The sequence below is a fragment of the Pedobacter sp. B4419 genome, assembly GCF_059693725.1.
In genome coordinates this window covers 160221-180076 of sequence record NZ_JCASSL010000001.1, presented here as the reverse complement: position 1 = coordinate 180076, position 19856 = coordinate 160221, and the positions used below count along the sequence as shown (strand labels likewise).

Below are 19856 nucleotides of genomic sequence, written 5' to 3'. Positions count from 1 at the left end.
TCTTTTTTAAGCACATTAACATAGGTATTCATCCTAATCAATTCTGCAAGTTGTGTTTCAAGGCTTTTAGTCATTGATGCTATTGTTAGTTTATTTGGTTTGGCACTCAAAACCTTCTTCAATAATTCATCAGATAAATTATCATCATAACGCCCTGAAAACTTAAATACCTATGTGGGTTGATATTATTCCTATCCTAATTTCAATGTATGTATTGCTACAAACATTTTGAGTATATTTATGTTAACAAAATATATCCTTATTCTAATTGTTATGGAAAAATCAGAAATCATAGCGCTACTCGAAGTCATCAATCAACAGGTAAGTTCATCAATACTAGGGGGAATGGAAGAAGAATATGAAGAACTTGAAAGTATGGGTCTGATCAAAATCAATCGCGAATCCGTACAATGGTCTGCAGCAATGACCCCTGAAGGGAATGCCTATCTAGGGCATGATTAGCCAACCACCGTTTATCAGCTACCATAACCTGTCAATTCACTTGCAAAACGCCAATTGAATCTTGAACATAAAAAAAAGGATGCCATTATTGACATCCTTTCATGTGGACTTAACTGGACAAACATCGAACCGTTTTATCGAAGATCTTTCAAAAATTGCCTCTATTCATACGCAACTAGCCGACGATGATATATCTCCTTCTCCAAAGCTAAAACCGGCATATTTGACAATCAAGTACCAGAAGAAGAAAGCCCCGAAAAGCAATAAAAGACCAAAACTCTAAAAAGCATTTCTGTGTCAGAATGGATAGTATCATTCATTTGATAGTGCTCGGGTGGCTCGTAAAACTCCTTAAGACTTTTTAGGCAATATTTTTAGCAACGCCTGATACCCATCCTTTTGGATTGAGTAGCTCGAAAGAAACGGCAGTGGCAAATCCATTTCCCGCAAATAAGGGGTTAACATATCTTCTTCTGTGACAAAATACGATTGCACTTCATAGTCTGTAACATCTATTCCGTATTTATCCGTTATCTGAGAAAGATTAGCCTTAAGCCATTCATCTCTTTCCATGTGCTTATCTATCCAACCCTTTTTGTCAGGGCTACCGAACAATTTCCCTGACTCCTCAACCATTTCCCGGATATTCCTACTTGGAGCCATAGCTTTGCATTCAAGACTTGATACACGTTTTAGTTGTTGATCGATAACTAGAACATCAATATCTCCTATCAGTTTAACATTTTTCAATTCATGTTCATCTTTAGGGCCAATAAATTGGTCCGTAACAATAAATAGGTCCTTAGAATCAATTGAGTCAACGACCTTCTTTACTAATGCATCTCCTCTAATTTGGGCGAATTCCCCCAGCACTTTCTTTACCGCTTTCTCGCCTTTTAAAACTCTAAATCTATCAAGTTGGCACTGTTCCGCTAAATAGATTCTGCTGGAAAGCACCTGCCTTGCTCCCCAATATGCAGTCTTTATTCCTTTTTCTTCAATGATTAATAAAGGGCGTCTCATCCATGACAATAACCTATTAAATCTCCAAGGTTGGATATCTATATCCTGATATCCTTCGGGTACATTATTTACATCACCTCGATAATTAAGCGATAAGAAAGAAACTGCATTATCAAACTCATCTTTTTCGAACTTAAATGCTCCTTGATTAATTTGGTCATAAAGTTCATCAAATGGTAAACTCACAAAATCCTGTGGTTGAGAAAAGCCAATGACAGCGAGCCCATCAATGAATTCACAAATTCTGGTGAAACTTATCCCATAGTCTGTTTTGAATGCATCATCCAAGTTAGCAGGAATTGCTTGACCTTCAACTTTGTCATTCTGCGGAAATACTTGTTTAAATGTTCCAATGGCGTCCACCACGTTTTCAGATGCCTTTGACTTATGGTATGGATCAAATACGTCATTATGAATTGTCTTATCAGTGCCAACTCTTCCTGATTTTAATATCCCAATCCTTATATCAAAAAGATTAAAATAAATATGGTCACTGGTTGAACCCCAAGCAATGATCTGATCCATTATCCCTATCAATTCATCTACTGCTGTTGTTGAAAGAGGACTTGTCCCATAGTATGGCTCAGCAGTTATATGCTCGATGATTCCCCTAATTGCCACTGTCGTTTTGCTTAGCCTCCCCATACTTTCTTCTAAATCCGCCGCTTGCTGATTCTCAGAAACAAAACATGCTATTCTAGTGGGCGTGTGAATTCTGATTTCTTCCCTTTTACGTATCAAACTTTCGTGCTTTCCAATTAATATCTTGAGCAAGTCAGGGGTGTTGTATAGTTTCAGTTTCTCCCGCAACAAATTTAATAGAACCTCTGTAGCTATTTTATTCGCAAATAATTGACGTTCCTCTTTAGTGCCAATTTCCCCTACTGGTGGAACTGCAGTTCCAAGAGCAGGAACAATTTGATCTAAGACATTACTTACATCATATTCTTGCACATATCTGTGTTCCTTTAGCTGCCTTGGATCAAAAAGCAAGTTATCGCTACTATCCAGTATAAAGAATTTTTTCTTCATCCCTAGAGGCGCATTGTTTTCAATCATGGCCTCTAAATCTTCTATAGACACTACTGGTAAGTTTTTACTGATTAGAAATTGGTTAAAACCTTCCAAAATCTTCTTGACAAGCACACGTTCTCCTTCATTATTAATACCATATAGGTATGCAATTAGCTGAAACGGAACAACGATATTAAATCCCCATTCCTTAATCTCTAACTTGAAAAAGGACTCTAGGTTTTCCTCCCTTTTGAAATCTAGTTTTATATCTTCAAACTTTGTTGGCTCATCTAGTTCGAAAGTCACGACTAAAGGGTGGCTAGCCAAATCATTTAAATAAGGAGATAAATCTTTTTGCACTTGCCAAAGCCAAAAAGCAACGGCATCGGCCAGTTGCCAGTAAATGTCTTTTAATTCCTTACTTAAAGTATCTGGCACATTAAATGGTTCAATCCATAAAGGCTGAGGAAATCCTTCAACCGCAAATTTAAGTTCTCCAGCAGCGAGTCCCATTAATTCAAGATATACGGGAGCAAATATATCTTTCCTTTGTACAGGTACAGGAACAATCCTTCCTTCTCTATCGTAATATATCGAGTGGGGATCCTTATTTTTCTTAGCCCGCGCTAGCCACTCTTTACATTCGCCAAAATTTAATGGTGGCAATGGATGCTTACTCTCATCAGTATAATAGAAAGAGTCATTATGTTCCTTGTAAAATTTAAGTAAATCTAAAACAGAAAATTGCGATGGTAAGGGATGTGCAGTAAATTTTTCTCTGGTAATAGCAAACTTCCAAAGATCGATCGCTGTGATATTTTGTAATCGCCAAATTACCTCTATGTCAAAAACTGGGGTCACAATTGTTCTTAATTCCTCATGGCTTTTGTGCATATAATAAACGGTTCTGCCAATCATCGACAACAGTGTAAGCTGCATATATTGGAAGGCATTGTAATTAGTATCTGCCTTCAACAACGCAATTGCCTTTGCAGTTTCGTCTGGGCTGATTGCACCTGTGACTGCGTGCTCAGGATTTTTATGATATCCAAATCCGTTATCGGCTACATAAGTGATATAAGCAATTTTATCATCATCAAATTTGTAAAACCCGGACCATTTATTTTCCAATCCCTCTTGGTTTTTCACATAAACGCCGCTAAATCCGATTTGCCCGAGATAAAGCTGCATCGCATTCCATATAACACTGTGGTAAGCATCACCTAATGCCTTCACACAACCACTTTGGTCAGCACTAGCCCAAATATAATCTGTCAAAGCTAGGCCAATAGTAGCGGGCGATGCAATTATGTATTCATCATTTATGTACACAATAGGTTTATACAAAAGTGGATTTCTTTCCATTGCTAGCGTTTCCTGAGTTATCTCCGCTGGATTCAATAGAAACAGATCAAGGGCTTCCTTCGCTAGTGAATGTTCCGCAAGTAAAGCTTCCATTTCTGCTTTAGAAATGGTAACCGCAGACTTAAGCTCATTAAGCTTTTCTGATCCGGGAATCTTTAATAAGTCATTTGAAACTTCGCCATCTTGATAACGATGTAGACCGGCTTTTTTAGCAATCTTATCACTTATTAGAAGTAAGAGTCTTGCCACAAAATGTACATTGGTTTTATATTGTTCGGGTAAATCGTTGTCAGGCCATTGATAAATTGCCGTGAGCAAGTTAGTGAGCATTTGTTCTCCACTCTCTGTAATTCCAGGTAGCAGTAAGTAGTCTCCCCCAAAGAAAGTTACCAAATCTGTAAACAGGTTGACACAAGGATCTTCCATATAACTTGATTCGAAGTTCTCTTCAGTAAAATTCCGTATATCGTCTGAATTTGGAGACAGATTAGTGCCGTTGATATTAATTAAAGCGTGTGTACTTAGCTGTTCCAGCCTAAAGTTCTTGCCATAATTATCAGGCAACAAGGTCAGCGCTGCAAAAACTTTTAACAGATCAGCTGTCGCATATTCACTAAAAAACGGTTCCTTTTCGTTCTTCATGGGCGATATCTTCGAGGGAGGAATAATTATAGGTTTGCTATTCAGGAGCATACAACATTTTTTATACTTAATTCCGCTTCCGCAGTTACACAATTCATTCCTTCCCTGAGCCATAGTTTATATTTTTTAGTTAATCAAATTTACACTTAATTAAAGCGATATGACTAAGTTTACGCTATTATTCAATACGGATAACACTTCTAGTAATAAGGGCTTTATGAGCATATCTGTTGATTTTGATAATTATCTATCGCAAAGCATGGATGAGGTAGGTCTAAAGACCATCCATCGCTTTTTCATTACTTTTTCAAGATTTGAATTTGCACTAAAGGCATCTATAGTCTACGCTCGTCAAGCGGGAAATTATTTAGAACCTAACTGGGATGTTTTTACCAATACAATACAAGCTAACTTCCATGCTGCAAAAAATCAAGAACTACAAGATGCTGTTGACTATATTCTCCAGCATCCACCCCAAAAGCAGTCTATAGCTAACGGAGTCATTATATGGATAGACAGGGTGTTTGTTGATAATATCTCTGATGTAAAAAAATTAGATATCCATATTCGTGACATAAGAAACAATCTTTTTCACGGCTCAAAATTTAACGGTAATTTCCAGCCAGATGTTTCCAGGGATTTTACGTTATTGCACTCCTCACTCATAATTTTGGATGAATGGCTCAATTTAGAGCCTAATGTTGCCCATTTATTTTCTCAACCTGTTAGCTAATGAACCTAGCAGGCTTAAAATTCGAAAAATGCGGTATAACAGGCTATCCATTAAAAGCAAGTGAAGCCAAATCTGTTACAGGAACGCTTTTAGAATATGAAACTCAATTTGTTGGCCAAGTAAAGATTGAACTTTCAGTGTATGCTGCTATGTTGGACAATAAGAACCGTATGCCAGGGATATTCTTTCAGATATAAGTAAAAATAGAACACTGAACAATCTGGCACATCGCAAAAAACACCCGAGAACTTGGCGGGAAATCAAACACAAAACAAACGCCCTGAAGGTGGCACCAACACATTTTTTCAAATTTCATCCTGTAAAGTCCTTGGAAACTTGGGGAGAAAATCGAACACAAAATCCAGAGGATCAAAACCTATTGACTGTCAAATATTTACGGACACAAAAAAACGGAACACCAGTATTATGGTGTTCCGTTAAGTGGAGAATACCGGATTCGAACCGGTCACCTCTTGCCTGCCAGGCAAGCGCTCTAGCCAAATGAGCTAATCCCCCATTTCCCAAGTTTAGTCCTTGGGCTGGCAAAAATAGCAATTAGTTTTTTTAATGCAAACAATAAGTCAACAAAATACCGAATACGTTTTACAAACTGTTTAAAAATGGAGTAAAATATTGCAGATTAATAAGGCGGGTGGTGACACCCGCCTCTAGCACGAGCTAATGGGCGGTGTCCCCACCGCCCATATGTCATAGATAATAAATAAACAATAGCAATTAAACAGCTTTTCAATCTTTATTGGCCACAATAGACAATTTAAAGCTATTTGTTGTTTCTTTGCCTTTGGTCACCAATCGGATGCGATAGATTTTCTTGCCCCACATTTTGGCAATCCGCTCATCATCAATCACCTGCTCATCTATCTTGGCCTCTAATTGTTGGACATCAAAATTCAGGACCACACCCCGATCTTGGAAGATGAGCTTCCCAGGTTTCAATTCAACTGGGACAGCAGTTAAAAAATTGAGTTCAGACGGTGCCTTATAGCTGTTCAGTACAAAAGCATCGGTTAAATTGATCATATTTTTCGATCGGTTAAGGCTAATGCTCCGTTCCCATTTTTGAACAGCAGCCTCAGCGGGATAGGCTTTGGCAATATCCATCGAAACCGTAGCCAGACTAGCGGTATTGCTAAACTTAAAGCCCTCCGCCTTATATTGCTTTCCATCCTTTTGCTGTACCCCATTAATAGTTGGGCAATTGTGCCATTGCGATTGTACATTCCACAGTTCATAGCGTTTGCTGCTAAATGTCTTGGCGGTATATACCCCTACACCCGCATCTATCAACAAGGGATTGCCATCATGATACACAATGAAATTGCCAATATCGTTATGGTTATGGCTTTCGGCATTATTACCCCCCTTCGCCGCGAAAAAGAAACCTTTGGTACTTCCGGCAACTGCACGTGCGTTAAAAACCTGTAAATCTGGAAGCGCCGAATAAAGAGGATAGGGTGCCTTGGCCGGCGTGTTGTCCAAATCTTTATAGGCTGCCGCAATGGCCAGAAAATCAGTAATGTCATTGGCCGAAATTTGCTTCTCCCTTGCCTTGAACAAAAACGAGGCATACCCTTTAAGCATTTCATCCTTAAACAAAAACCCATATTGGTAAACGCTTTCGGGATTTTGCGTGTAGGTTGGAAAGGCATCGGCAAAATTAACCATATAGGTTCCGTTGATCTGCATCTTATAAGTATAGGTACCGATCTGATGCAGCAATGGCTTATCATTCCAATTCAATTGGCCATCTGAGGCTTTGTTCAACAAAGACAGCAAACGGATCAATCGGCCACCGGCCATGTCCCAATAAGAAGGGCCCTCGTCACAACCCCCATCTTCTGGATATTGATTAATAAAATTATCGGTGCTTTTTAATATTTTGGCGCTAATCGAATCGAGCTTTTTGCCCGGAGGCAATACCAATAAAGCCGCCTGCAAGGTATTGCTGTTCACGTAGGTGTTCCAATTGTTAACAGAATTGCCCTTAAAGCCCATCCACCAAAAATGGTCGTATTTAAGGTAAGGATCAAAAAGGCGACGGTTCAGCTCGTAAACAATCCGTCCGTTGACCACTTTAGAATAGCTGGCAAACTTTGCCGAAAGCATATTGTAAATGGTGGCGACGGTAAGTCCCGTGCTTGATGCATGCAAATCTATATATGGATTTTCGATATTAGGCAGATCTGCACCCTCCTTCTGCACGGTAATATGTGCCGGCGCCACCCAGGTACTCTCTTCTAAAACAAGCCAAAGTCCGTTTACGATTTGGGGAATAAACCTGCCTTTGTTTTCGATCAACTCGCCTGCGGCAAGCAAAGAGAGTGTTCTGCGACGTTCGTTCACCAAATTTTCGTAGGTGGTTCGGGTTCCGGTAATTTTATAGTCTAGGTATAAGCTAGCAGGTAGCGAAGGCCATTTATAGTTGAGCGCAGCCTCAGCCTGTTTCAAAATCCGCTGTTTGACGGAATCGGGCAAATTGGCCACATGAGCAAGGCTACTTGAATGCTGCTCTTTTTGCCAGTTTAAAAGATTGGGGAAAGCCTTGCCATTCGCATAATTCTTTTGATAGGCTTCCATAAGCCAATCTCTTTTCACCACTTTCTGGGCATTTAAATTCAAGGCGATGCTCCATAAAATGAGGCAACAGCAAATGGTTCTTTTCATATTGGGGATGTTCATTGGGGATAGGTTATGTGATAAAAATAAAACAAATCTGTAAGCATAAAAAGGCCGTCAATATTTTGACAGCCTAACTAACCAATTTAATTTATCCAACCCGTATTTTGTTTCAAATTTGGATTTCGTTCAATTTCAACTGCCGGAATTGCCCAGTTGTAGAGGTAATCTCCCTTAAACGAATAGGCATAAACCACTTTGCCCCAAGCTTGTTTTACACCATTACCAGTATAAAAAACTTTGTCTTTCCAGCTTTTCCATCTCATTTCGTCGAAGAAGTTGATCCCCTCATTAGGAAACTCTACCCTTCTTTCGTTGCGGATGCGCTCTTTTAAATTCGCCTGATCGCTTACAAAAGTTGGCAATGCGCTATTCGTATTTTGCAATATAGCGACACCAGCTCTCGCCCTCACTTCATTTACTTTTGCCATGGCTTCGGCAACCAAGCCCTGCTCATTTAAGGCTTCGGCCCACATCAACAATACATCGGCATACCTGATCAGCGCGAAATCGGTCGGACCATAATCTCTAGCTGGGGTTTCGGCATTGCCTTCGTACACATATTTCCTGTACAGGTAATAGAACAAGCTTTGGGTATCCGTACGCAAATCGCCATTGGTTGCTCCTTCAGAGCGGTAAGGCCATCTTGAAGTTACCACAGCATTTGCCCCGCTAAATACGCCCAAATAAGTTGAGTAAGGCGTAATGACGTTGGCGGCCAAGCGAGGATCGCGGTTGGCATAAGCCTGCAAAATCCTGGCTTCATTACCAGTTGGAAGGTACAAACTCATTTTTGCCCCTCTTGTTGTAGCGGCCGTAATTTCGGCAGGCGTTAGGTTGTTGCGCAGAAAATATACTTCTCTTTCGGCCACTGATAATGCAGAATAACCTGGCAAAACTGCGTCCCAATTAAATTTGGAACCGTCTGCATTTTCATATAAATCCACCAGGTTTGGCGATACATGATAGGTATTCCAGCAGGAGCCAAAAGAAGAACGGGTACCACAATAAAACTGTGTGGTAGAACCAAATCCGGCGATACCAATTTGCTGAATAGAGAAAATCATTTCATTGCTCTGCTCATTGGCCGTTTTAAAAAGGGTAGCGTAATTGTTAAACAATCCATAGCCTGCATCTTTTACTTTTTGGAAATCGGCAGCGGCCGAATCCCATTTCTCCATATACAAATAAGCCTTTCCACGTAGCGCGTAGGCTGCGCCTTTGGTTACATGGCCGTAAAGTGCATTGCCGGCTACATAACGATCAGGCAGGTTAGGTTCGGCAATGGCAGCCGTTAAATCGCTGACCACCTGTGCCCAAACTTCGGCTTCTGTAGCCCTTCCTTTTTTGGCTTCGTCAGCCGTAAATGGCTCCAAATAAATAGGGACGCCCTTATAAAGCTGATTTAGCCTCAAGTAGAAATAAGCCCTTAAAAATTTGGCTTCTGCAATGTACCTGGCTTTCTTTTCTGGAGCCGATGGCGATTTCAATGGAATATTTTTAAGCGCATCATTTGCCCGCTGGATTCCCTCGTAAAGGTTTTGCCAATGCGAACTGAAATAGCCGTTGCTTGGGGTTACTGTTCCAGAAAGCAATGATTCCGCTCCACTTGTCTGACCGGTAAAGCCTAGACAATCCATTTGGTAAAGCTCCAAACCCGATGCCCCACCCGAGGCATTTCCATACCTCAATAAGGCATACACTCCTGTCATGCCCTGATCGGTCAGGTTATCTGTTGTCCACATCGTTTCAGATGCCACCTGAGAATAAGGTGCAGTATCTAGTAAGTCTTTTTTGCAACCCGTTAACACGATAACGATTGCCACTATTATTGTTATAATCTTTTTCATCTTCTTTTAAACCGTTAGAAAGTAACATTCAATCCCAAAGAATACTGGCGAAGTGTTGGATAGCCTACACCCGCTCCAATTTCTGGATCGAGCCCAGGATAGTTGGTAATCGTAAACAGGTTTTCTCCCGACACGTAAATCCTTGCCCTGCTCATCGCTACCTTTTTGCTAATGTGTTCTGGCAAAGTATAGCCAATCTGCAGGTTTTTAAGTTTAAGGTAAGAAGCATTATACAAGTAGAAATCGCTTGCCACGGCCGCATTTTGCGCATCGGTGGTATTCTTTAACCTCGGGTAATGTGCCGTAATGTTATTTGCCGGATCATTCGGATTAGCCTCATTGTAATAGTAATGGTCATTGGCAATTAAAGTACTCACTGCATTTCCCAACGAAACGATAGAGTTGTTATAGCCTGTTGCATTCCAATAATACCACATGCCTGCACTTCCCGACCATAGCATAGACAGATCGATGTTTTTATAAGACATATTCAGGTTCAGGCCATACACGTATCTTGGTGTAGAAGACTTGTTCAGAAATTGTGCATCGAAAGAGTTTCCGTAAAGTCCATCTCCATTGTTATCCGCATAGATTAAATCGCCGTAATAGATTTTGGTTTTGCCTACACCACCAGCCGGCTGAAAGTTATAGCCCGCGGCGATCATCGCATTTAACCAAGCCATGTCATCAGGTGTACGGATCATTCCGTCTTTTGGTCCGCCACCGGCATTTACCTTGCCATCTACAAAATAGCTTCCATTGCCCTTGTAAACGGTTTGTAGGTAGTACTCGTTAATTTCATGACCTTCTAAAATCCGGTTGGCGCCTCCACTGGAAACACCGCCCAGGTTTGAGGTGTACACCCGGTTGCCAGCAGCGTCGGTGGTGTAGCCTGCCTGAAAAATCCCCTTGTACTTGTTCACACGGTTATAGTTATAGGCGAAATTACCCGAAACACCATACTTGAAGCTTCCAATATTGCCCATATAACCCAAGGTTACCTCAATGCCTTTATTGGATACTTCGGCAATGTTTTGGGTAGCTGCCGTGGCCGTTCCGGTTGTGATTGGAATAGTTGGGGTAAACAAAATTCCATCGGTATATTTTTTGTACCAATCGATTTCGAAGGTCAAAGCACCTTTAAGCAGGTTTCCATCTAAACCAATATTGGTGGTGGTAGTGGTTTCCCATTTCAGGTTGTTGTTGGCAAACTTGGTAGACACCAATCCCGACGACTGCAAGCCATTGAAAGAATAATTGGTTGCGCCATAAACGGCTTGGTAATCGTAATTGCCAGAAGCGTTGTTACCTGTTTTACCCCAAGAAGCCCTTAACTTCAAATTGCCGATGTAATTATTCAACCCTTGCATAAAAGGTTCTTCAGAAATACGCCACCCGGCAGATACAGCTGGAAAAAAGCCCCAGCGGTTTTCGGAAGAAAATCTTGAAGAACCATCATACCTGAAAACGCCTTCTAACAAATAACGATTGTTGTAAGTGTAGTTTAAACGGCCGAAATAAGAACGCATGGCATAATCGTATTCATCGCCAGAGGCCGATGTGAGCGTAGTTGCCGAGCCCAAAGTGGTAATGGTTTCATCAATCAGGCCTTTTTTGCTGGCACCGAAGTTATAGTAGTTGTAATAATATTGGTTATAACCCGCCAACACACTCAGCTCATGCACCTTGGCAATGGTAGTGGTATAATTAAGGCTGTTATCTATCGTGTATGCATAGTTTTTATTGAAGCCATAATTCGTGCTCAGCTGATCGGGCGTTGTAGCGGCCTGCTTGAGCGTGTTGCTGGCAAAATTCCACTTCTCAAAAGTAACCGAATGGGTATTGAACTCTTCCTGACGGGTTTGAAAGTTGAAACGGCTCTGGAAGTTCAAGCCTTTCAGGATATCAAACTTGGCAAAAACAGTCGTATTGATCCGGGTTTCATTGTCAGCACCTCCCGTGCCATACAAGTACTGCACAATGTTGTTTGCGGTAGAAGATTCTTCCGCAGCAGCCGGGAAACCATATTTTCCATTATATAAGGGGTAAACACCTGGGGTAGTTTGACGCAAAAAGTTGAAGGCATTATCTGTACTGGCCAAGCCATAGGTTTGATAAGAGGCAAAAGTTTGGGTACCTACCGTTAAGAATTTAGCCACTTTAGATTGCAGGTTGATCCTCAGGTTGTACTTATCAGATCCCGTATTGGCCATTGTGCCTGGGTTATTCAGGTAAAAGGCCGACAACAGGTATTGTGTATTTTCTGAACCGCCATTCAACGAAACGTTATGTTGCTGCACCAGGTTGTTTTCGAAAATCGCTTTTCCCCAGTCGGTATTAGGGTAGGCAATGTAATTCGGGATACCTTGCGCCGTTAAGCCATTAGGATTGGCATTTGCCGCTTGCCATTGGGCAATGGTTGCATCGGTATAAATTCCAGTCTGACCCAAATTTCGATAACCCTCGTTCACCAATTGCATGTGCGTAACATAATCGGTTACAAAAGTGGGCAAGTTCGCAGGTTTAGCTATAGAGGCCAAGCCACTGTAAGTTACCGTAGTTTTGCCTTTGCTTCCTTTTTTAGTGGTGATTAAGATAACGCCATTGGCTGCCAATGAGCCATAGATAGAAGCCGCGGCTGCATCTTTTAAGATGGAAACCGTTTCTACATCGTTAGGGTTTACGGCATCCATGCTGCCCACAATGCCATCTACGATAATCAAGGCATTGTTGCTGTTTAATGTTCCGGTTCCACGAATACGGATAGCTGCACCATCAGAACCCGGCTTGCCCGACCCCTGCTTTACAAAAACACCAGAGCTTAAACCGCCCAAAGACGACGACAGGTTGGTTACCGGCCTGTTTTCTATGGCCTTGGCATCGATAGTAGCCACAGAACCGATGAGGTTTACCTTCTTCTGCACGCCATACCCTACAACCACCACATCATTTAAGGTATTGTTTTGTTCCTGTAAAACTACATCGAGCGTAGGCGAAGAGCCAACCGTAACTTCTTTGGCTTCATAGCCAATAAAGCTGAAGAGCAGCACGCTTTCTTTAGACGGAACGCCGATGGCAAACTTTCCATCTGCGCCTGTAACAACGGCAGCCGTTTCGCCTTTTAGCTTCACGCTTACGCCAGGCAGAGGTCCGCCCTGCGCATCTTTAACCGTGCCCGTTACTTTTATCGCCTGTGCAAAAGCTGTAAAAGCCATTAAATTAAATAAGAAAAGCATCAAAAACAGTTTTCGCGAAAGCCAGCGGTTACCGGCATTTAACTGTTCTAGCTTAAAATCATTGTAGCATTTTTTCATAGTTGTTCTGTTTTTTCATTTTGGATATTTGGTTATTGATAAGGTCTGGAAGAATAAGACCGGTGTAGGAGATTACTCGATGTTGTGATAGCAACAAGCACAGGGATTCATAGGCTATATATAGCCGTATCAGCTTGACGGGGATCATGGTTTTCAATTTGGTTTACTCAAAATTGTTGTTTTAATACTTACCAAAAGGGGTAAAATCTTTAATAAATAGGGGTAAAATTCTAAAATGATACATTTCTGAACATCAACTCCTGCTTTATTGGGCTTGGGCAATCAGGGCGAAAACCATTTTGTAGATAGAAACATAATTGTACATTTACGATACCCTATGATAATTTAAAGATGAGACTGCTCCCCCTGGCATTTTTATTGTGTTTCGCATTTTTTGCGCGGGCTCAGCACGATTATAATTTTAAACACCTCAATGTAGAAGATGGCCTTTCGCAAAGCGCTGTGCTGGCCATTGCACAAGACGCCAATGGCTTTATCTGGTTTGGCACCCGTTTTGGCCTTAACCAATACAATTCGAGAAATTTTAAGGTGTATAAAGGCAATACAAAAGATTCAAATGCCTTAAGCGATTCTTATGTAGTTTCTCTGTTAAAAGCAAAGGATGGAACCCTGTGGGCGGGCACCATTGCAGGCTTGAACAGGTACAACGAAAACAAAGACAATTTCGAGCGTTTTGTCCATCAGGATACTATCCCTTCTTCTATTAGCAACAATAGTATTGCCTGTATTTTTCAGGATAGCAAAAACAGGATTTGGATCGGCACCGGAAACGGACTTAACCTTTGGTTGCCCAAAAAGAAGGCATTTATGCACTTTCTCTTGGGCGATAAAATTGAACAAAGGGTATATACCCTGGCCGAAGACCACAAGGGAACCATTTGGATCGGCACCTCTACCGGACTGATGAAGCTCAACATCAAAAACGGCAAAGCCAGATTTACGTTCATCAAGCCTTTTAGCGATCAGATTAACCTGGCCAACGACAATCATGTAACCAGCATCATTGAAGATCAAAACAAAAACTTATGGATAGGCACCAAGCAAACTGGCTTAAGCAAACTCGACCTGAACACGGGCGCTATAACTACTTATCGTTATTCGAGCCTAAACCCTGATGGTATTTGCAGCAATAACATCCGCAAGATCATTATGGATTCGGAAGGAAAGCTTTGGATTGCGACCATCCATGGCATTAATATTTACGATCCAGCCAAAGGAAGTTTCAGCACCTTACAAAATGAACCAGAAAACATAGCCAGTTTAAGCCAGAACTCGGTTTATGATATTTTTCAAGACAAGCAAGGTATTGTATGGATTGGTACTTATTACGGTGGCATTAACATCGCCTACCCAAACTATACTCCATTTAAGGTTTACAAAAGTGCCAATAAAAATGGCTTGAGCAGCAATGTGGTAGGTCCGATTATAGAAGACACCAAGCACAATTTGTGGATTGGAACTGATGGCGAAGGGCTCAATTACTTTGATCAAAGCACCCGAACCTACACCCATTATAAATATAGCCCCAACAACCCGAACAGTTTGAGCTCCAATTTGGTTAAAGCCATATTGAAAGATGGACAAAACCGGATTTGGGTGGGCACGCACCTCGGCGGACTCAATCTTTTTATGCCCGGCAAGGGCTTCAAAAGGTTGATGAATCGGAAAAACGATCCTACTTCCTTAAGCAATGACGAAATAACATTCTTATTTGAGGATAGTTACGGCCGGTTTTGGGTAGGTACCAACGGTGGCCTTAATGCCTTTGATCCTGGTAACAGCAAGTTCCAGCTCAATAATTCCATAGGCAAATCGACAGCCATTTATTACATTTTTGAAGATTCTAAAAGAAATATCTGGGTTTCGTCTAACGCCGGATTGTTTTTGATGCGCGCCAACTCGAACACCTTTGTCAACATTAATGATGCCCTTATTGCAAAAGAAAAATTTAGTCTTGGTGGCATCAACTGCATTGCCGAAGACAAAAAAGGCAACTTGTTTTTTGGGACTTTAAGGAGAGGCCTCTTAAAGCTGGATGTTCAAAGCAAAAGCTATAGCCTCACCACAAAAAAGGACGGATTGCCCAGCGATAACATCATGGCCATATTGGAAGACGAGCAACAGAACCTTTGGATCAGTACCGACAACGGCCTATGCAATTATAATCCAGCCAAAAGCACATTTAAAACCTACAATATTGAGGATGACCTGCCGGGCAACGAATTCAATTATCGCTCTGCGTTAAAAGATTCAAAAGGCGAGTTCTTTTTTGGCAGTCTCAATGGGCTGATCAGTTTTTTCCCATCGCAGATTAGAGCAAACAAACTGGTACCCAAAGCCATTTTTACCGACCTCAAGCTGTTCAATAAGCCGGTGAGCCTGGACAATGAAGATGGATTGCTTCAAAACAATATCAGCCATGCCAAATCGATTACTTTCAATTCGGATCAAAACGTTTTCAGCATAGATTTTACCATTCTCAATTTTATCAAATCTGATAAAAACCGATACGCCTACCGATTGGAGGGTTTTGAAAAAAACTGGAATTACGTAAACGTACCTTCGGCCAGTTATACCAATCTATCGCCGGGCAATTACACCTTAATGGTAAAAGGGAGCAATAACGATGGAGTTTGGACAGCCAATACCACCAATTTAACAATAAAGGTCTTGCCTCCTTTTTACAGAACCTGGTGGGCTTACCTTATCTATTCGGCGTTGGCAATTGGCATCTTGCTGCTTTTGCTGCGTTATTTGCTGATTAAGGCATTGCTCAAAAAAGAAAAAGAAGTCAACGAGCACAAACTCGCATTCTTCACGCATATTTCTCATGAGATACGTACGCCTTTAACGCTTATTGTAGGTCCATTGGCCAAGCTCATCGAAAATGCAAAAGACGATCCCACATTAAACAGAGAGCTCCAGCCCATCAAAAACAATGCTGATCGTTTGATGAACCTGGTGAGCGAACTGCTCGATTTTAGAAAGGCCGAAACAGGCAAAATGACTTTGCAGATCAGTCCGGGCAATATGGTGAAGTTTAGCAAGGAGATTTTCATGGCTTTTCAAAACATGGCCATTGCTAAGCAGATTACCTACGTTTTTGAGACAGATCAAGAAGAAATAGAACTGTATTTTGACAAGATGCAATTGGAAAAAGTGCTGTTCAATTTGCTGTCTAATGCCTTTAAATTTAGTAACACTGGCGGAAAAATTAGTGTCCACATCGAACAGGAAAACGCTTGGGTAAATATCCACGTAACCGATAATGGCAAAGGCATTCCGATAGATAAAAAAGCCAACCTATTTACCGATTTTTACCAGGCGAACCCCAGTACAAATATTGGCACCGGATTAGGGCTCTCCCTTTCGAAAAGCATTGTAGAACTGCATCATGGCCAAATTGATTTCGAAAGTACGCCTCAAGAGACAGGCAAGGCTGGATTTACCTGCTTTAACGTTAGCCTTAAAACCGGAAAAGACCACTTTAAGCCAACCGATTTTATCAGAGACTATGTTTATTACGATGATGCAGCCAATTACCAGCCAAAGCCAATTGAAAAAGAGAGCCCTGAAATAGCACCAACTGCTACCCACACTGTAACTGCTACTCCTACAGTAACTGCTGTCTTAGAAAAGAAATATACCATTTTATTGGTAGAGGATAACGAAGAAGTAAGGCTGTTTATCAAAAACCTGCTCGACAGCACCTATCATATCATAGAAAAAGAAGATGGTTTAAAAGGTTGGGAAAGTGCTTTAGAATTAATGCCTGATTTGATTATAAGCGATGTAATGATGCCAAACATGGATGGGCTGGAACTCTGCAGAAAATTGAAAACCGACGAAAGAACCAGTCACATCCCCGTAGTGTTGCTAACGGCCAGGTCTGCCTATATCCATCAGGTTAACGGATTTGAAAATGGTGCCGACACCTATATCATGAAGCCGTTTAATCCTAAAATATTGACGCTTAACGTGCATAATCTTTTACAGGCGAGGGAAACCATTAGGCAAAAATTTGCCCAAGTCATTACGCTGGAACCTCAAAAGCTGATCATCAACTCTACTGAGCAGAATTTCCTGAACAAAACCATTCGGATGATCGAAGACCATATTGCCGATCCAGAATTTGATGTGCCTACCTTGGCTTCAGAAATTGGCATGAGCCAGCCTATCCTTTATAAAAAAATAAGGGCCCTCACCGGTCTTTCTGTTAATGACTTTATCAAATCAATGCGCTTAAAAAGAGCCGACCAACTTTTGAAAGCCGGTATGGGTAGCATTGCAGAAGTTGCTTACAGCGTTGGCTTTAACGATCGTAAGTACTTTAGCATAGAATTTAAGAAGCAGTTTGGAAAAAGTCCGACGGCGCATTTAGGAAATCTGACAAAAGACGAGGAGCAGTAATTTTCCTATATTTTTAACTGTTAACGATTTAAGACTAGCGCAATACACAATAATTGTTATTTTAGAGGCTGATTATGCGCCTCCCATCCTCTCTATTGATCCCTGTTTTGCTATTGCTCTTTATGGGCAGCTCCTGTCATTTGGCCATGGCACAAGTAATGGGCACTCCACCTCCTACAAAAAGCTTGGCAGAACTGAAGGAGATGAGTCCTTCTGCAGAAAAAACGATGCAGGTTTTGCGCTATGTACGCAATCCCAAAACCATTTATTCTGAGGAACTCAAAACAATGCTCGATGAAGCGTTAAAAAACTCGAATGACCTTGGTCGAGAAGATTTAATGGCGAGCACAATAGCTACACAGGCCATTTCAGAATTGGGATTGGGTCATCAGGAAGCTGCCATTAGCCTCATTAAACAGGCCGAAACCTATTTGCCTAAATTGCCCGATCAGATAGTCATTAGCCTGCTTTCGGATCTTTCGAGGATTTACAACAGGGTTGGAAACATCGAAAAAACTGCCTTCTACTACGACAAAATAGAAGCTTTTACCAAAGATAAGCCTCAAATGCTTATTTCGAGGGTTTTTAACCTCCGAAACCGCTCCAACCTAGACTTTAGGACTGGAAATCCAAACAAGGTTAAGCAAAACTTTGAACTGGCGCTGAACCTGGCCAAACAAAGCAATAATCCTTCGCTTTTGAAAGATACCCGATTTGCCTATGCCTATATGCTGGTTAATCTTCATAAAGAAAAAGAAGCCTTCGCCATTTTACAGGACCTTATTCCAGATTTGGAAAACAACATCAACGATCGGACCATTCAGTTTTTTGAAATCCTATCGAGAAACTACGAATCTACCGGCGACTACAAAAATGCCTTTTTATATGCCGAAAAAGCCTATAACCTGCCGGCAGCCACGATACAACAGAAAGGCTATAACGTTAACCGTATGCTCATGCTATCGTTTCTGCTAAAAGACTATAGCAATTTCGATGCGTACTTTGCCGCACATAAAAAGTATGGCATGGATCAAAACAGCCTGCATTCTAAAAAATCATATCAATTAGCCGAGGGCCGATACTATGAAGCCAAAAACAAAAACCAGTTAGCCAAAAACAGTTATATCAAGGCCTATAAAATGAAAATGGGCAACACAAACTCACCCAATTTTGATGTAGAAATTTTAGCTGGACTGGCCAATTTGTATGTGCGTGAAAACAAGCTGGACTCGGCATCGGCCTATCTCAAAATGGCTGATGGCATTCTGAAAAGATACCCCCTGCCCCCTGATACCCGTCTGTTTTATACGAACGCGCTGAAAAACCTCAATCAGCAAAATCCAAAAGGCCAAGACACCTTGGTCAAAAGCTTGGAACAGCAGCTCCATTTACAAGATACGCTGCATCAACTGGCCTTGCGCAAAGCAACGGGCGAATTGGAAACCAAGTACAAAGTACATGAAAAAGAGCAGCAACTGGTTTTGGCCAAAAAACAGCAAGAAGTACAAAACCTAGAACTGAAACAGCAAAAGCAGCGCAATTGGATCATTTTTAGTTGCTCGGCCATCGTGGTTTTGATATTGGCGGGCTTAGCCTACCTCTCTTATCAGCGTAAAAGACAGGCCGGAATTTTACATCAGGCTACCTTGAGCAATTTAAAGCAGCAACACCAGCTCGATTTGAGGGATACACTTACCGAAGTACAGGAACAAGAGAGAAAACGCATTGCGGCGCGCTTGCATGATGAGGTTGGCGCCATGCTGTCCATCACCAAACTAAATATCAATACCTTGGGCGATGAAGTGTTTGTAGTTGGTTCTGATGCTTCAAAAAAACTGGAAGTTGCCCGAAACCTCTTGGGCGACATCAGTGAAACCGTTCGGAACATCAGCCATGCCTTAATGCCGATTGCCCTTGAGAAATATGGGTTCAAAACGGCTATCTTAGACCTGATCAGCGCCATTAAAACAGCGAATAGCCTAAGGGTCGAACATGTAATCGAAGGCTTTGAACATACCGAAAAATGGCCTCAGCAATTTACGTTGAGCGCCTATCGCATTATTCAAGAAATCTTAAACAATGCCATTAAGCATGCCGAAGCCAAACACCTGTTTATCCAATTGATCGAACTGGAAAATACCATGACCATTTATATTGAAGACGATGGCAAAGGCATTAAGCAGGAAAGCAATGAGGCAACAGGCGCAGGCATGAAGCTGTTGCAGACCAATATCGCCTATTTATCTGGCAGATTAGAAATAGAAGGCAAACCCAACGAAGGAACTTTTGTATTAATTGAACTACCTATCCCCCCTATAAGCTAAT

Annotated in this window: 9 protein-coding genes, 1 tRNA gene and 1 pseudogene; 5 read left to right on the top strand and 6 right to left on the bottom strand. The window is 41.4% G+C overall.

Annotation, left to right across the window (positions count from 1 at the left end; all coding sequences use genetic code 11):
• Positions 1 to 273 precede the first annotated feature (273 nt).
• Positions 274 to 462 (top strand): hypothetical protein, encoded by a 189-nt coding sequence (locus tag AC570H_RS00630; protein ID WP_497350641.1) that lies wholly within the window; start codon positions 274 to 276, stop codon positions 460 to 462.
• Between the two features lie 351 nt (positions 463 to 813).
• On the opposite strand, the gene AC570H_RS00625 is transcribed toward AC570H_RS00630, so the two are convergent.
• The gene (locus AC570H_RS00625) at positions 814 to 4506 is read right to left on the bottom strand and encodes an anti-phage protein Upx-like protein (RefSeq protein WP_497354885.1); all 3693 of its coding nucleotides are present in this window, start codon (positions 4504 to 4506) and stop codon (positions 814 to 816) included.
• A gap of 48 nt (positions 4507 to 4554) precedes the next feature.
• Positions 4555 to 4620 (bottom strand): annotated as a pseudogene (locus tag AC570H_RS00620) (SEC-C metal-binding domain-containing protein); the annotation flags it as partial.
• 46 nt (positions 4621 to 4666) lie between these two features.
• Here AC570H_RS00620 and AC570H_RS00615 point away from each other — a divergent pair.
• Both AC570H_RS00615 and AC570H_RS00610 read left to right on the top strand, forming a co-directional pair.
• Entirely contained in the window at positions 4667 to 5239 is a 573-nt protein-coding gene (locus AC570H_RS00615) for a hypothetical protein (protein WP_497350639.1), read from the top strand.
• Positions 5239 to 5436 (top strand): hypothetical protein, encoded by a 198-nt coding sequence (locus tag AC570H_RS00610; protein WP_497350637.1) that lies wholly within the window; start codon positions 5239 to 5241, stop codon positions 5434 to 5436. Before AC570H_RS00615 ends, AC570H_RS00610 begins: the two co-directional genes overlap by 1 nt.
• Before the next feature lie 245 nt (positions 5437 to 5681).
• Here AC570H_RS00610 and AC570H_RS00605 read toward each other — a convergent pair.
• From AC570H_RS00605 to AC570H_RS00590, 4 genes are all read right to left on the bottom strand, one after another.
• Positions 5682 to 5755, bottom strand: a tRNA-Ala gene (locus AC570H_RS00605).
• A gap of 231 nt (positions 5756 to 5986) precedes the next feature.
• On the bottom strand, positions 5987 to 7939 hold the full coding sequence (locus AC570H_RS00600; RefSeq protein WP_497350635.1) for a heparinase II/III domain-containing protein: 1953 nt from the start codon (positions 7937 to 7939) through the stop codon (positions 5987 to 5989).
• An 83-nt stretch (positions 7940 to 8022) separates the two neighbouring features.
• The gene (locus tag AC570H_RS00595) at positions 8023 to 9786 is read right to left on the bottom strand and encodes a RagB/SusD family nutrient uptake outer membrane protein (RefSeq protein ID WP_497350633.1); all 1764 of its coding nucleotides are present in this window, start codon (positions 9784 to 9786) and stop codon (positions 8023 to 8025) included.
• A 14-nt stretch (positions 9787 to 9800) separates the two neighbouring features.
• Positions 9801 to 13100 carry a SusC/RagA family TonB-linked outer membrane protein gene (locus tag AC570H_RS00590; protein ID WP_497350631.1) on the bottom strand — a complete coding sequence of 1100 codons (3300 nt, stop codon included), beginning with the start codon at positions 13098 to 13100 and terminating at the stop codon, positions 9801 to 9803.
• Between the two features lie 351 nt (positions 13101 to 13451).
• Here AC570H_RS00590 and AC570H_RS00585 point away from each other — a divergent pair, with 351 nt between their 5' ends.
• Both AC570H_RS00585 and AC570H_RS00580 read left to right on the top strand, forming a co-directional pair.
• On the top strand, positions 13452 to 17531 hold the full coding sequence (locus tag AC570H_RS00585; RefSeq protein WP_497350629.1) for a hybrid sensor histidine kinase/response regulator transcription factor: 4080 nt from the start codon (positions 13452 to 13454) through the stop codon (positions 17529 to 17531).
• Positions 17532 to 17605: 74 nt separating this feature from the next.
• Positions 17606 to 19855, top strand: coding sequence for an ATP-binding protein (locus AC570H_RS00580; protein ID WP_497350627.1), 2250 nt, complete (start codon positions 17606 to 17608; stop codon positions 19853 to 19855).
• Position 19856: the final 1 nt, after the last annotated feature.